Genomic DNA, 15,068 nt, shown 5'->3' on the forward strand with positions numbered 1-15,068 from the left:
ACCGTGAACCACCAGCAGCGCCGCTACGGTACCGCCACCCTCGTCGACGTCGCCCAGGAGGCGGGCGTCTCGCTGGCCACGGCGTCGCGCGTGCTCAACGGCTCGACGCGGAAGGTGGCCGAGTCGTATCAGGAGCGGGTTCGCGCGGCCGCCGACAAGCTGGGCTACAGCGTCAACGTCTCTGCGCAGGCCGTCGCCAGCGGGGCCTCGGCCCTCATCGCGCTGCTGGTGGCTGACATTGCGGACCCCTACTTCGCGCAGGTCGCCGCCGGCGTCGCACGCGCGGCGGATGAGGCCGGATTCCTCGTCACCATCGCGACGACCGGGCGGGATCCGCAGAAGGAGGCCGCGCTGCTGCGGGTGCTGCGTGGTCAGCGGCCTCGCGGGGTCATCCTGGCCGCCTCGCGGATGGCGCTTCCCCATGAGCCTGTGCAGCTCGAGATCGACGCCATCCACGGGATGGGCGGCCGGGTCATCGCGCTGGGCCCTGGCGCCTCAGAGCTTCGTTCCGTGCTCATCGACAACTGGGGCGGGGCCAGGGCGCTCGGCGTGGCGCTGGCGGCGCGCGGATACCGTCGGGCGGTCGTGCTTGCCGCGCCCCGAGGCTTGATCACCACGGACCAACGCCAGGCGGGTTTCACCGACGGCTTCACCTCCGGCGGTGGTCAGATCGTCCGGGTGCACCGCGCGGCGTTCACCCGTGAGGGCGGTGCGGACGCGATGCGCGAGGCGCTTGCGGTCGGCATCGAGCCGGGCACGCTGGTGTTCGCTCTGAGCGACGCGGTGGCGCTGGGTGCGGTGCGGGAACTGCGCGAGGAGGGTCGCGAGCTCGGGTCAGACGTGGCGATGGCGGGGTTCGACGACATCCCCTCCTCCAGCGACGTGACCCCGCAGCTGACCTCGGTCCGCATCCCGTTGGAGGAGGTGGGCTATCAGGCGGTCAGGGCGGCGATCGACGCCGACTGGGTGCCGACGCCCCTGCCCCTCGAGGTTCACCTGCGTAACAGCACCCCTCCGCTCACAGTCTGACCCTGCTCAACGGTGGCGGCACAAGTCCGGCACCGGGTGCCGGGAGTCCTGACACGAGGCCCGGGCGGCCGTTGTCCACATTCTCCCTGTTGATCGCGGCATGGTCCTTGGTTGAGTAGATGAGGCCGCCCGGGGCCTCGTGTCAGTGCTCCCTGCACTCGTTTTCCCTGTGGCGTGGTCCATTCCAGGCGTGCGCCGTCAGGGCGGCCCTGGCTCGGGTCTGTTGTGGCGGGATGCCAGTTGGGTGAACCTCGGGTTGGGCACCCCGACGCGCAGCCGCCCTGCCGTCCCCCACCCTCGTGGACATCTCGCCTTCGGCTCGTCTCGAGGCAGCGGGTCCTCTGGCGCCTGCGTTGAGTCTGGCCGCCCGCGCTACAGCGCCGGCTGCCAAACATAGGTCAGGCGGCTCCGGGCCGCCTGTGATACAGGGCTGGCGTCGAGGCGTACGACGGGCGTCGAGGCGTAAGGCAGGCGTCGGGACGTAAGCCAGGCGACGGGACGGGCCAGCAGGGCGGTGGGTGGTGGGGGCCGGGGCAGGTTGGGTGGGCGTTGATGACGGCATGGCAGCACGAAGCGCCGCCGCCGGCATCATGGGCGGCCCGGCCCCCACCACACGCCGCCCAACCCGACCACCACGCCACGGACAGGGATCAACCGGCCCCCACCACACGCCGCCAAACCAGACCACAACTGGCCCTCAACACCACAGAGAGGGATCAACCGGCCGCGCGGAGGTTGACGTGGAGGGCAACCGCGTCCATCGCGGGCATCTCGACGGTGACCTTGCCGTCGGCCACCACGAACGGGCCCTCCTCGCAGCGATCCTCCGCGGTGGGCGGGGCCGGCGAGGCAGCCGCGTCGCAGTACGCGCCGTCGGGCAGGTTCGTGGTGAGGGTGGCGCTGACCGGGGTGCTCGTGTCGTTGACGGCGATGAGGCCTCGGTCGCCTCGATCGAACGCCACCGCGTACCCCTGCTTCCACACGTTCTCGACGGGCGCGTCGCCCACCACCGCGACCCACTCAGCCAACCCCGCGACATCCCGGTGCTGACACAACCAGGCACCATCCTCCGGATCCTCCGACGGCGCCGCGCACGCTACGTCGTCGACCCGGCCGTCCGTCTGCGGCGCCCCGGCGTCGCGGTCCGAGAACGCGTAGCCGGAGTAGACGATCGGAGTGCCGTAGTCGATGCCGAGGAGCAGGGCTGTCGCCACCCTGAACTGGTCACCGTCCTTGGAGGTGAGGGTCTGGCCGTTGCGCTCGGTGTCGTGGTTGGTGATGAACGTGAACGCCTGCTCCGACGGGACCTCGCCGTCGCGCAGCTCCAGCGCCTTGGCGATCGCTCCGCCCGGCACCAGGCCGGAGATGTCCTTGGCCACCTGGAATGCGAACACCGCGCCTGCGTCGAGGTAGTCCTCCGGCTGGATCGGCTCCCCGCCGCCTCGGATGACCTCGGAGACGATCAGAGGCTCGCCGTCGAGGCGCCCGACGATGGCCTCCACGTCGGTCGCGGACATGTGTTTGGCCGCGTCGATCCGGAACCCCGCCACGCCGAGCTCGGTGAGGTCGTTGAGGTAGGCCGCGATGGTGTCGCGGACCTTCTCGCTGCCGGTGTCCAGATCCGCGAGGTTGACCAGCTCGCACTCCTGCACCTGCTGCTGGTCCGAGTAGTTCTCGATGTCGCCTGAGACCGTCATGGGGCAGTCGTGGAAGTCCTCTGGACCGTACAGACCGGGGTAGTCGTAGTGCGTGAAGTCCGTCCCCGCGACACCAGTGCCGCCGTCGATCCCCGCCATGTGGTTGATCACGGCATCGGCGATCACGTCCACACCGGCCTCCCCACACGCGGTGACCATCTCGGCGAACTCCTCGCGCGTGCCCAGCTTGGACTCCAGCTGGTAGCTGACCGGCTGGTACGACGTCCACCAGGCCTCACCGTCGATGTGCTCCTGCGCGGGGGAGAGGAGGACGAACCCGAACTCGTGAGGCCCGAGCACCTCGGTGCACTCCTGGGCCACGGATCGCCACGGCCACTGGAAGAGCTGAACCCCGACGGTGGGGGTGGTCTCGACGGCGGGCTCGGGGGCCGCGGTGCAGGCGCCGAGGGCAGCGGCGCCGAGGAGCAGAACCGGGGTGAGGACGCGTCGTCGCATGTCGGCCAGTGTAGGCGGTCGCGGGGATCGGACGCCCGGTTCTGGCGTCGAACCTAGACTGGCCGCATGAGCAAGCTCGGCATCATCATCAAGACCACCGGCGCCGCGGTCGCCACCACCGTCACGCTGGTCTCCGCGCTGCGGGAGAATCCGCAGATCGCCAAGAGTCTCGATGATCTGGTGGGGAAGCTGAAGTCGGCCACGGATGCGAACAACCCCAAGATCCGCTTCGACGCGAAGATGGCGGCCATCGACACCGCTGCGGACGCCGTCGAGCTGGCGTTCCCGGAGGCGACGGAGCCCGCGGGTTGGCATCGACACGCGCAGGCGCTGCGTGTCCAAGGTGAGCTCATCTGGGGAGCGAACTCCGGTGGGACCAGGCGGAAGGCGATGAAGGCGCTGAACGCGGAGACCGCGGAGCTGTTGGAGCAGATCAACCAGAGGTTGGCGTCGTTGCAGAAGCAGCTCCCCGCCGACGACCCCCGCGCCAGCTGACCCACCCCGGGGGGCTTCTGCGGCTGTGGGTTTGAGCAAATGGCAGGGGTCACGAAGGGCCCACGCTCAGACTGAGCGGGACCCGACCCGTGACCCCTGCCATTTGCTCAAACCCCACCCACCCCCGGGCACACGCAAACCCCACCCACCCACCCCCGGACGCACGCAGGCCCCGGTCCGTCAGGAGCGGACCGGGGCTTGCGCGGCTCGGATTCCGGGGATCACACCCGGACGGGGATAAGGATCAGGCGGGGGCGATGAGGAAGTCGCGCACCAGGGCGTCGAGGTCGCAGTCGGCGCCCAGGAACTGGCGCAGCGTCTTGCGGGTGGGGCCGAAGTTCTCGAACTCCTCGATGCTCAGGCCGTCCTCCTCGTAGGCGCGGTTGAAGTCCTCGATGCGCTGCAGCGACTCGATGATCTTCGGATCCACGGGCACGTCGATCCGGCTCTCGGCCACGTAGTCCGAGTTGTTGATCCGCTTGGCCCACTTGAAGGGCGGGGAGACGACGAGGTCGCCACCGATGAGCTCGCTGTACTGCAGCACGTTGCGGAACGCTGCGGACAGCACGCGGGAGCGGAAGCCGCGCTCCTGGAAGATCTGGTAGGCCTTCTTGATGGCCGCGACACCCGCCCACTCCATGTGGCCCGGATCGATGAACAGCTGGGTGCGCTCGGCCTCTGCCTTCATCCAGTCGTCGAGACGGCCCACCATGAGGGTGACCACGGGCCACATGTCGTCGATGGACTTGCCCTCAGCGACGCGGCGCTGCAGGCCACGCTCGATGGCCTCGCCGGAGCGGACAACCTGGGCGACGGTGAAGGAGACGGTCACGTTCATGACCACGCCGCGGTAGGTGGCGTCCTCGATGGCCTCAATGCCCACCTTGGTGGCGGGGATCTTCACGATGATGTTGGGGGCGAGCTCAGAGAACTCCACGGCCTGATCGGCCAGGGCCTTCGCGTCGCGGTGGTGACGGGGGTCCGTCTGCACGGACAGGCGCCCGTTGCGCCCGTTGGTCTCCTTGAAGATCGGCAGCAGCAGCTCGGCGGCCTCCACAGACATGTCCTTGATGGCCTGCCAGCCGATCTCCGACTCGCCCCAGGTGGGGTTGGCGGCGGCGATGGCCTGGATCCGGGGGCCCCAGATGTCCTTGTGCTGCTTGATGGTGGTGTAGCCGATGACGGGGTTGCAGGTGGCTCCCACGCCGCCGTAGGAGATCGACTGGCGGAGCTCCTCAAGGTCGGCCGAGTCGTTCCACAGGGCGGTAGGGGTGGTCCGGGCCGCGGTCAGGAGCGGTCCCTCGGTGTACTCGATGGTCATGGCGGTTCCTTCTCAAGCGGTGGTGCGGTCTCGACGATGAGGCCTGACACCATTGGACACTACATTGGTTTGTCCTGTCAAGGATATGTCAGAACAAATCGCAGGTCAAGGCGAACTTTTCTTGGCGACGGCGGCGCCGGGCTTGACTCAGGCCATCACCGTCTGGTCGTAGGAGTACATCGAGGCGCGGTAGACGTGCATGCCGAACTCCACCGCCCGGTGCTGCTCGTCATAGGCCGTGCGTTGCATGGTCAGGAGCGCAGCGCCGGTGGGCTCGTTGAGGAGGCGGCCCTCGTCGGCCGTGGCCAGGCGGGCGCTGATCTGCTGGAAGCCCACCGTCACCTTCACGCCGCGCTCGCGCAGGCGGGCGTACAGGCCGCCGGACTCCAGCTCTGCCCGGGTCGGGGCGAGTGTGGCCGGCAGCCAGTTGCTCATCAGTGCCAGGGGCTCGTCCCGGAGCATCCGTAGGCGTCGCATGTGCACCACCTCGGAACCGGGAGCGATGTTGAGCGCCGCCGCGACACCCGGCGCCGCACCTTCGATCTCCCACTCCAGCACGGTGGTGCGCGGGTCCACGCCGGACTTCTCGAGGTCGTCGTTGAGCGAGCTGAGCGCCATGGGTCGGTGGACGCGGGTGGGGGTGACCTGCGTGCCGGCGCCGCGCCGTCGCACGATGAGGCCGCGGTTGGTGAGGGTCTCCATGGCCCGGCGCGCCGTCGGCCGTGACACCTTCAGCCGCTCCGCCATCGACACCTCGTCCTCGATGCGCGTGCCGGGTTCGATGGTGCCGTCCTCGATGAGCCTGGCGAGCGGCTCCGCGATCTGGGCGTGGAGCGGTGTGGCGCTGGTGCGATCGATCTCGATCTGCGCGATGTACGGGGCGCTGTGTGGCATCTGGTCTCTCACGTCGTCGTGTGCACACATTGTACTGCCAATGTCAGGTTGTAGCTAGACCTTTGTCAGGAGTTGACGGTTTGTCTTGACAAATGCCCGTCACTGGTTACGATAAGAGGGCACCTCCTCGAAGAAGCGGGACACATCATGGGACTTTTCGGCACGCGCAGCGTCGATGTGCTGACCATGGGCCGAATCGGCGTGGACATCTACCCCCATCAGCACGGAGTGGGCCTCGAGGACGTCACCTCGTTCGGCAAGTTCCTCGGCGGCAGCGCCACCAATGTGGCCGTGGCCGCCGCGCGCCTCCGTCGCTCCGCCGCCGTCGTCACCGCCGTCGGCGACGACCCCTTCGGCCGGTTCTGTCGCGCGGAGATGGGACACCTCGGCGTGTTCGACGACTATGTGAAGGTCGACGGCGACCTCAACACCCCGGTCACCTTCTGCGAAATCTTCCCTCCGGACAACTTCCCCCTCTACTTCTACCGCCGCCCCACCGCGCCAGACCTGCGGCTCCGCCCCGAGGACCTTCCGATCGACGCCATCGTCCAGGCGAAGGTCTTCTGGATCACGACGACGGGGCTGAGTCGCGAGCCCAGCCGTTCCACCCACCTGGCTGCGCTCAAGGCCCGCGGGCGCAGGCCGTTCACCATCCTGGACCTGGACTACCGCGAGCAGTTCTGGCCCTCGCCGGAGGCCGCGCGTGAGGCCATCGCCGAGGTGCTGCCCTACGTGGACATCGTCGTCGGCAACAGTGCCGAGTGTGAGGTGGCCGTCGGCGAGTCGGACCCCGAGCGGGCCGCCGAGGCGTTGATGGCCCGCGGCGTGGACGTCGCGGTGGTCAAGCGTGGCCCCGACGGCGTGCTCGCGATGGACGCCGACAGAGTGATCGAGGTGGCCGGCACCCCCATCGAGGTGGTCAACGGCCTCGGCGCCGGGGACGCCTTCGGCGGCGCGCTGTGCTTCGGCCTGATCAAGGAATGGCCGCTCGTGGACACCCTGGTGGCCGCCTCGGCCGCCGGTGCGCTCGTCGCCACCCGCCTCGAATGCTCGACGGCGATGCCGAGCGAGCCCGAACTGCTCGCGGCCGTGCGCCGCAACCCCGTCGATACCAAGACCCGCCACCGCGTCAAGGAGAACTGATGACCGACCATGTCCTGCCCGCCGGCTCCACCGGGCGGCCGCCGCTCGCCGTGGACGTGAGCCCGGAATCCGCCAACTGGGCCTACTCCGGCCTCAAGGTCGCGGTGCTGGCCGCGGGGGAGTCCTACGCATTCGGCACGGGCGAGTCCGAGTGCCTGGTACTGCCGCTCGAGGGCGCCGCGACAGTCACCGTCGGCGGGGAGACCCACACGCTCAACGGGCGCTCCACCATCTTCGGCGAGGTCACCGACTACCTCTACCTCCCCCGCGGCGCCGAGGCCACTCTCACCTCGGTCGACGGCGGCCGCTACGCCCTGCCCAGCGCGGTGGCGAGCGAGACGCTCGACGTGCGCTACTGCCCGGCCGACGAGGCCACCGTCGGCCTCCGCGGCGCCGGCACAATGTCGCGGCAGGTCACCAACTACGCCCTCAACAACACGCTGCAGACCAGCCGCCTGCTGGTGTGCGAGGTGATTACGCCCGGCGGCAACTGGTCCAGCTACCCGCCGCACAAGCACGACGAGACCACCGAGAACGAGCGCGAGCTCGAGGAGATCTACTACTTCGAGATCAAGGCCGACGAGCACGGCCCCGGCATGGCGTTCCACTCCACCTACGGCACGCCCGAGCGGCCCATCGACGTCGCCCTGCGCGTCAACACGGGCGATACCGCGCTGGTTCCGCACGGCTGGCACGGCCCGTGCGTCGCGGCCCCCGGCTACGACCTGTACTACCTCAACGTGATGGCCGGCCCCGGCGGGCCCGACTGGCTCTCCGTGGACGACCCCTGCTACGGCTGGCTCCGCCAGACCTGGGATGACACCGATGTCGATCACCGCCTCCCTTACGCACCCACCCGGCTCGACGCCTGAGAAAGCGAGAAATCCTCACATGACCACCATCCGCCTTTCGGTCGCGCAAGCCATCGTCCGCTACCTGGCGCACCAGTACACCGAGCGCGACGGCGTCGAGCAGCGCTTCATCCCCGGCATGTTCGGCATCTTCGGTCACGGCAACGTCGCAGGCGTGGGCCAGGCGCTGCTGCAGCACGAGGTCGACCCGGCCTTCGACGAGCCCTTCGAGTACTGGATGGGCCGCAACGAGCAGGGCATGGTCCACGTGGCCGCCGCCTTCGCCAAGCAGACCGAGCGCATGCAGACCCTCGCAGTCACCTCCTCGATCGGCCCCGGAGCCCTCAACATGGTCACCGGTGCCGCTCTGGCCACCACCAACCGCGTCCCCGTCCTGCTGTTCCCCTCGGACATCTTCGCCAACCGCATGCCGGATCCGGTCCTGCAGCAGGTTGAAGACCCGACGAACCCCGACGTGAGCGCCAACGACGTGTTCCGCCCCGTGTCGAAGTTCTGGGACCGGGTCAACCGCCCCGAGCAGCTGATGGTCTCCCTGCCGCGCGCCATGCGCGTGCTCACGGACCCCGCCGATACCGGTGCCGCGGTCGTCTGCCTCCCCGAGGACGTCCAGGCCGAGGCCTATGACTGGCCGGTGGAGTTCTTCGCCAAGAAGGTGTGGCACATCGACCGCCGCGTGCCGGACCGCGCAGCCCTCGCGCGCGCCGTCGAGGCCATCCGTGCGGCGAAGCGTCCCCTGGTCATCTCCGGCGGAGGCACCATCTACTCCGCCGCCACAGAGGAGCTGCGGGCGTTCGCCACCGCCACCGGCATCCCGGTAGCCGACACGCAGGCCGGCAAGGGCGGCATCAACTGGGACCACGAGTGCGCCGTCGGCGGCGTGGGCTCCACGGGGGCCGGCTCAGCCAACGCGCTGGCCGTCGAGGCAGACCTCATCATTGGCATCGGCACCCGCTACTCCGATTTCACCACCGGCTCGCAGACCCAGTTCAAGAACCCGGACGTGAAGTTCCTCAACATCAACGTCGGCTCCTTCGACGCGGCCAAGCAGGGCGCCCAGATGCTCGTGGCAGACGCCCGCGAGGCGCTCACCGCGCTCACCGAGGCCCTTGAGGGGCACCGCGTCGACGAGGCCTACTCCCAGAAGATCGCCGACGAGCGCGCCGCCTGGGCCGAGGCCACGGACAAGTGCTACCACCTTGGCCACGGCCCGCTCCCGGCACAGACCGAGGTGTTCGGCGCCCTCAACGAGCTGCTGGGCGACGACGACATCGTCATCAACGCCGCCGGCTCCATGCCCGGCGACCTGCAGGCCCTGTGGCGCGCCCGCACCCCGGGTCAGTACCACGTGGAGTACGCCTTCTCCACGATGGGCTACGAGATCCCCGCGGCGCTGGGCTGCAAGATGGCATCCCCGGACTCCGAAGTGGTGGCCATCGTCGGCGACGGCACCTACCAGATGCTGCCCATGGAGCTCGCCACCATCGTGCAGGAGCGCGCCAAGGTGATCTTCGTCCTGCTGCAGAACCACGGCTACGCCTCCATCGGTGGCCTGTCCGAGTCGCGCGGCTCGCAGCGGTTCGGCACCAAGTACCGGATGCGCGCCGCCGACGGTGGGCGCAGCGACGAGCTGATCCCCGTCGACATCGCCGCCAACGCCCGCTCCTGGGGCCTGGACGTCATCGAGGTCAGCACCATCGCGGACTTCCGCGAGGCCTACGCCACCGCCGTGGCCTCCGACAAGGCCACCATGATCCACATCGAGACCGACCTCTACGGGCCCAACCCGCCCGCCACGGGCTGGTGGGACGTGCCCGTCACGGCCGCCTCCACGCTCGAATCCACCCAGAAGGCCTACGAAGAGTACGCGGAGGCCGTCAAGGGCCAGCGCCGCTTCTTCTGAGCCAGCACACTAAAGGAATGACTGATATGTCCATCACCATGCCCCATTGGATCGACGGCGCCGAGTACTTCGAGGAGGGTGTCGAGGTTCTGCCCATCGACAACCCCGCCACCGGCGAGGTCATCGGCGGCGTCGCCGAGGCCAGCACCGAGCTCATCGACCGCGCCATCGCGTCAGCCCGCGCCGCCCAGAAGATCTGGGGCCGCGCGTCGCTGGCCAAGCGCAGCCGCGTCATGTTCAACTTCCGCCAGCTGCTCATCGAGCGCCAGGACGACCTGGCAGACGTCATCGTCCGCGAGGGCGGCAAGACCCGCGGCGACGCGCTCGGCGAGATCGCTCGCGGACTGGAGATCGTGGAGTTCGCCTGCGGCATCCAGAACGCGCTGAAGGGCGACCACACCGTCGAGGCCGCCACCGGCGTCGACGTGCACACCCTCCGCCAGGCCGTCGGCGTCGTCGGCGCCATCGTGCCGTTCAACTTCCCGATGATGGTGCCGATGTGGATGCACCCCATGGCCCTGGCCACCGGCAACGCAGTCATCCTCAAGCCCGCCACCCCGGTGCCGTCCGTGTCGCTCATGGTGGCCAAGCTCTACAAGGAGGCCGGTCTGCCCGACGGCCTGTTCCAGGTGGTGTGCGGCGACAAGCAGGTGGTCTCCCACATCCTCGACCACCCCGGCATCGACGCCGTCTCCTTCGTCGGCTCCACCCCGGTGGCCAAGATCGTCGCCAGCCGGTGCGCCGCCTCCGGCAAGCGGTTCCAGGCCCTCGGCGGCGCGAACAACCACGCCATCGTGATGCCCGACGCCAACCTGGACTTCGCGGCCCAGCACATCGTCTCCGGCGCCTTCGGCGCGGCCGGCCAGCGCTGCATGGCCCTGCCCGTCGTTGTGGCCGTGGGTGACGCGCACGACGCCCTCATCGAGAAGGTCAAGGCGCGCGCCGAGGTCCTGAAGGTGGGCCCCGGCTCGGACCCCGCCAACGAGCTCGGCCCGGTCATCTCGTCGAAGTCCCGTGAGCGGATCCTCTCCTGGATCAACGACGCGGAAGCCAAGGGCGCCAACGTGGTGCTCGACGGTCGCGGGTTCAGCTCCGAGGTCGAGGGCACCGCGAACGGCAACTGGGTGGGCCCCACCATCGTGGACAACGTCCCGCTCGAGACCCAGCTGTACTGCGAGGAGGTCTTCGGGCCGGTTCTCGTCGTGGTGAAGACCGACACCTACGAGGAGGCCATCGAGATCGTCAACTCCAGCGCCTTCGGCAACGGCTCGGCAATCTTCACGGAGAACGGTCAGGTGGCGCGTCAGTTCCAGCTCGACGTCAACGCGGGCATGGTGGGCATCAACGTGCCCATCCCAGTGCCGGTGGGCTACTACTCGTTCGGCGGCTGGAAGAACTCGCTGCTCGGCGATCACAAGATCCACGGCCAGGAGGGCGTGAACTTCTACACCCGCACCAAGGTGGTCACGACGCGCTGGGCCGGCTCCGGCAGCCACGGCAAGATCGGCCTGGACTTCGTCGCCACCAAGTAAGGCCGCTTGCGGCACCACACCTCGAGCACTGACCCTGGGGCCGATCCTGACCGAGCGCTGTTGCCCGGTCGGGATCGGCCCCGGTGAGTGCTCTCTTTCACGGCCCGGAGGGCCAGGCAGGACATCATGAACAAGCGCATCGGCGTCGGCGTCATCTCTCTCGGTTGGATGGGCCGGCTGCACACCCGCAGCTACAAGGCGCTCGCTGAGCGCTACCCGGAACTCGGGCTCGCCTGTGACCTGGTCGCCGCGTGCGACCCGGTGGAGGCCACGCGAGACTGGGCCGTCGACGTGGCGGGCTTCCAGCGCGCCTACGCCGACTACCGCGACCTCCTCGCCGATCCCGAGGTGGAGGTGGTCTCCATCTGCGCGCCGAACTTCCTGCACCACGAGATCGCGCTGGCGGCCGCTGAGGCCGGCAAGCCGTTCTGGATCGAGAAGCCCATGGGCGTCAGCGCGACGGAGTCGCGGGAGATCGCCCAGGCCGCGGCCGGTGCAGGGCTGGCCACCGCCGTCGGCTTCAACTACCGGCATGTGCCGGCCATCCAGTACGCCCGCCAGCTGATCCGCGACGGGAAGCTCGGACGGGTGACGAACTGCCGGGTGTGGTTCATCGCGGACTACGCCTCCAGCCCCGACGGGCCGCTGACCTGGCGGTACGACCGGGCGCGGGCGGGGGCCGGGATCGTCGGCGACCTCCTGTCGCACGGCGCGGACCTGGCCCAGTACCTGGTGGGACGCATCTCGTCGGTCTCGGCGATGACGGACACGTTCATCAAGGAACGCCCCATCCCGATCGGATCCGGCGGGGTCGGGCACTCCGGCTACACCGTCGGCGAGGAGAAGGGGCCCGTGGGCAACGAGGACTGGGTCGCGGTGCTGGCTCGGTTCGACGGCGGCGTCGTCGGGGTGCTTGAGGCCAGCCGGGTTTCGGTCGGGCCGCGCGCGGAGTACATCGTCGAGGTGTACGGCACGGAGGGGTCGGTGCGGTGGAACTTCGAGTCGCTCAACCACGTCGACGTGTGCATCGGCCGCGGCGAGGGCCCTGTCCAGGGCTACACCCGCGTGATGGCTGGTCCAGGCATGCCGGACTTCGACCGGTTCCAGCCGGGCGCTGGAACCTCGATGGGCTTCGACGACCTCAAGGCCGTCGAAGCGGCGAAGTTCCTCATCTCCGTGACGACGGGCGAGCAGGTCGCGCCCTCCGCGGGCGACGGCTGGGCCGCCGCCGAGATCGACGAGGCGGTGGTGGCGTCCGCCGCCGACGGCCAGTGGCACGAGGTCGCGACGGTCGAGGCGGTCACCACCTTCGGCCTCTGACCGCTCCGCCCTCCCCGTTTCGGACGTTGACCAAAGTGGTCGGGTGCGGGGAGCCGTGAGTCGACGCCCGGGCGGCCGTTGTCCATGGTCTCGATGTTCCGGTGAGCCGGGTCGGTGGTTGGGTAGTCGAGGCCGCCCGGGCCTCGCCTCCCGTCTCCCCGCACTCGTCTGCCTGTGGCGTGGTCGGGTCCGGGTACGCGACGGCAGGGCGGGCCTGGGTCGGGTCTGGCGAGGCGGGACGCCAGTAGGTGATCCTCGGGTTGGGCATCACTGCGCACACCCGCCCTGCCATCCCGCACCCTCAATGGTGGAGCCTCTACCGCCGCTGGACCGGGGGAGGGACTGGTCTGGCGAGGCGGGACGCCAGTAGGTGATCCTCGGGTTGGGCAGCACTGCGCACACCCGCCCTGCCGTCCCGCACCCTCGCCCATTCCCGCTGGTTGAGCCGGGCCGAGCCGCGAAGCGGCGCAGCCCGCGTCGAAACCGACGTTGGCTCACTGTGGTGTTGGGGTGCTCGGTCGGTGCCAGCTTCGCCCGGCAGCGCCGCTGGGGAGGGACCGGTCTGCAACCTGCAACTTGCTATCAGGAGCGCGGTTTGTGTGTATATGCACACAAACCGCTCTCCACATCGCAAGTTGCAGACGGGGGCCGGCGACTTGGCTGGTGGAGCGCCTCAGGGAGCGGGTCGGGGGGTTCCCTGAGGCGCGTGACAGGCCGGAGCCCTACGCTCAGACGCATGAAGCTCTTCCTGCGCCTCGTCGCCACCGCCGTCGCGACCGCCGTCGCCGTGTGGCTGCTCCCCGGCATCACCCTCACCGCAGACTCCAACGTCGACCAGGCGCTCACCCTCCTCGGCGTCGCCGTCATCCTCGGGCTCGTCAACGCGATCGTCCGCCCCTTCGCCTTCGTCCTGGGCGCCTGTTTCATCATCCTCACGTTCGGGTTGTTCCTCTTCGTGATCAACGCCGGCATGCTGCTGCTGACCTCATACCTGGCCGGCGAATTGGGCCTCGGCTTCCACGTCGACGGGTTCTGGAACGCAGTGTTCGGCTCCCTGATCATCTCCGTGATCTCCGCTCTCGTGGCCTCGGCGCTGGGTGCAAACGATTCCACCAATCATTCCATGTAAGAACAAATAGTTGCGGCGGATTTATCTCGCCCCGCTAGTGACACGCGGTGTCTCATGGTCCATACTGAGTTTGTCCACACAAAGTCAATGAGGAGCCAGCATGGACATTCCTGCCACGATGCGCGCCGCAGTCCTTCGGGCTCCGGGTGAACCGCTGTCGATCGAAACCATCCCCACCCCGCGACCCCGCGCGAACGAGGTGCTGCTGAAGGTCGCGGCCTGCGGCCTCTGCCACTCGGACCTCCACGTCCTCGGCGGCGCCATCGCCTTCCCCACGCCCTGCGTCCTCGGCCACGAGGTGTCGGGCACCATCGTCGAACTCGGCCCCGGCATGCTCACCGGTGAGCTCGCCGTCGGCCAGAACGTGGCCGGCGCATTCCTGATGCCGTGTGGCCAGTGCAAAGCCTGCCGGGCCGGCCGCGACGATCTCTGCTACCCCTTCTTCCAGCTCAACCGCCTCAAGGGTGTTCTCTACGACGGTGAGACCCGACTCGCCGACAACGACGGCAACCCCATCTGGATGTACTCCATGGGCGGCCTGGCGGAGTACTGCGTGGTTCCGGCCACGTCGGTCACGCCCATTCCGGACAACCTTTCGCCCAAGAACACGGCCATCCTCGGCTGCGCCGCCATGACCGCCTACGGCGCCGTGCGTCGCGGGGCGGACCTCCGGTTTGGGGAGACGGTTGCCGTCGTCGCCACTGGTGGCGTGGGCTCGATGATCCTCAAGTTCGCCAAGGTGATGGGTGCACGACAGGTCATCGCGCTCGATGTCGACGACGACAAGCTCGCGGCGGCGAGGACGATGGGCGCCACGCACACCGTCAACCTCCTGAACAGAGACGCCCGCGAGGCTGTGATGGAGATGACCGACGGTTACGGCGTGGACGTTGCGTTCGAGGCGCTCGGCAGGCCGGCCACCTGGAACACCGCACTGGACATCCTGGCCGACGGCGGCCGCATGGTGCCCATCGGCCTGGGTGCCGGGGTGCAGTCCGCAGAGGTGCAGATCAACCGCACGGTGCGCCGTAGCCAGTCGATCATCGGATCGTACGGGGCGCGCACCCGCGTCGACCTCCCGGCCGTGGTGGACATGGCCGCGCGGGGCCTCATCGAGGTCGACGACGTGGTGCATCAGGTGTTCAGCCTGGACGACGTCAACATCGGCTACGACAAGCTGCGAGCGGGCACCATGTCTGGCCGAGGCATCGTCGACATGAGCCTCTGATCTCTGCGCAATACGACAGGGGCGGTTCACCATCACGGTGACCGCCCCTGTG

12 protein-coding genes are annotated in these 15,068 nt (G+C 68.9%); 9 read left to right on the forward strand and 3 right to left on the reverse strand.

What is annotated here, in order from left to right; translation table 11 throughout:
• Positions 1-3 precede the first annotated feature (3 nt).
• The gene (locus H5399_RS11525) at positions 4-1,029 is read left to right on the forward strand and encodes a LacI family DNA-binding transcriptional regulator (RefSeq protein WP_220490976.1); all 1,026 of its coding nucleotides are present in this window, start codon (positions 4-6) and stop codon (positions 1,027-1,029) included.
• A 716-nt stretch (positions 1,030-1,745) separates the two neighbouring features.
• On the opposite strand, the gene H5399_RS11530 is transcribed toward H5399_RS11525, so the two are convergent.
• Entirely contained in the window at positions 1,746-3,182 is a 1,437-nt protein-coding gene (locus tag H5399_RS11530) for an alpha-amylase family protein (protein WP_182783201.1), read from the reverse strand.
• Positions 3,183-3,248: 66 nt separating this feature from the next.
• Here H5399_RS11530 and H5399_RS11535 point away from each other — a divergent pair, with 66 nt between their 5' ends.
• Positions 3,249-3,677, forward strand: a complete 429-nt coding sequence (locus H5399_RS11535) for a hypothetical protein (RefSeq protein ID WP_182783202.1) — start codon at positions 3,249-3,251, stop codon at positions 3,675-3,677.
• A 244-nt stretch (positions 3,678-3,921) separates the two neighbouring features.
• On the opposite strand, the gene H5399_RS11540 is transcribed toward H5399_RS11535, so the two are convergent.
• Positions 3,922-4,998 (reverse strand): transaldolase family protein, encoded by a 1,077-nt coding sequence (locus H5399_RS11540; RefSeq protein WP_182783203.1) that lies wholly within the window; start codon positions 4,996-4,998, stop codon positions 3,922-3,924.
• Between the two features lie 147 nt (positions 4,999-5,145).
• Positions 5,146-5,892 (reverse strand): GntR family transcriptional regulator, encoded by a 747-nt coding sequence (locus H5399_RS11545; RefSeq protein ID WP_182783204.1) that lies wholly within the window; start codon positions 5,890-5,892, stop codon positions 5,146-5,148.
• 147 nt (positions 5,893-6,039) lie between these two features.
• Here H5399_RS11545 and iolC point away from each other — a divergent pair, with 147 nt between their 5' ends.
• The 7 genes from iolC (at position 6,040) to H5399_RS11580 (ending at position 15,016) form a co-directional block, all read left to right on the forward strand.
• Positions 6,040-7,035, forward strand: a complete 996-nt coding sequence (gene iolC / locus H5399_RS11550) for a 5-dehydro-2-deoxygluconokinase (protein WP_182783205.1) — start codon at positions 6,040-6,042, stop codon at positions 7,033-7,035.
• Complete coding sequence (iolB, locus tag H5399_RS11555; RefSeq protein ID WP_182783206.1) at positions 7,035-7,907, forward strand: 5-deoxy-glucuronate isomerase; 873 nt, start codon at positions 7,035-7,037, stop codon at positions 7,905-7,907. Before iolC ends, iolB begins: the two co-directional genes overlap by 1 nt.
• Before the next feature lie 19 nt (positions 7,908-7,926).
• Positions 7,927-9,807, forward strand: coding sequence for a 3D-(3,5/4)-trihydroxycyclohexane-1,2-dione acylhydrolase (decyclizing) (gene iolD / locus H5399_RS11560; RefSeq protein ID WP_182783207.1), 1,881 nt, complete (start codon positions 7,927-7,929; stop codon positions 9,805-9,807).
• A gap of 26 nt (positions 9,808-9,833) precedes the next feature.
• Positions 9,834-11,339 (forward strand): CoA-acylating methylmalonate-semialdehyde dehydrogenase, encoded by a 1,506-nt coding sequence (locus H5399_RS11565; protein WP_182783367.1) that lies wholly within the window; start codon positions 9,834-9,836, stop codon positions 11,337-11,339.
• A 126-nt stretch (positions 11,340-11,465) separates the two neighbouring features.
• Positions 11,466-12,659 (forward strand): Gfo/Idh/MocA family protein, encoded by a 1,194-nt coding sequence (locus tag H5399_RS11570; protein WP_220490977.1) that lies wholly within the window; start codon positions 11,466-11,468, stop codon positions 12,657-12,659.
• Between the two features lie 736 nt (positions 12,660-13,395).
• On the forward strand, positions 13,396-13,788 hold the full coding sequence (locus H5399_RS11575; RefSeq protein ID WP_182783208.1) for a phage holin family protein: 393 nt from the start codon (positions 13,396-13,398) through the stop codon (positions 13,786-13,788).
• Positions 13,789-13,888: 100 nt separating this feature from the next.
• Positions 13,889-15,016, forward strand: coding sequence for a zinc-binding dehydrogenase (locus H5399_RS11580; RefSeq protein WP_182783209.1), 1,128 nt, complete (start codon positions 13,889-13,891; stop codon positions 15,014-15,016).
• Positions 15,017-15,068: the final 52 nt, after the last annotated feature.

Source organism: Tessaracoccus sp. MC1627, from assembly GCF_014164725.1.
GTDB lineage: Bacteria > Actinomycetota > Actinomycetes > Propionibacteriales > Propionibacteriaceae > Arachnia.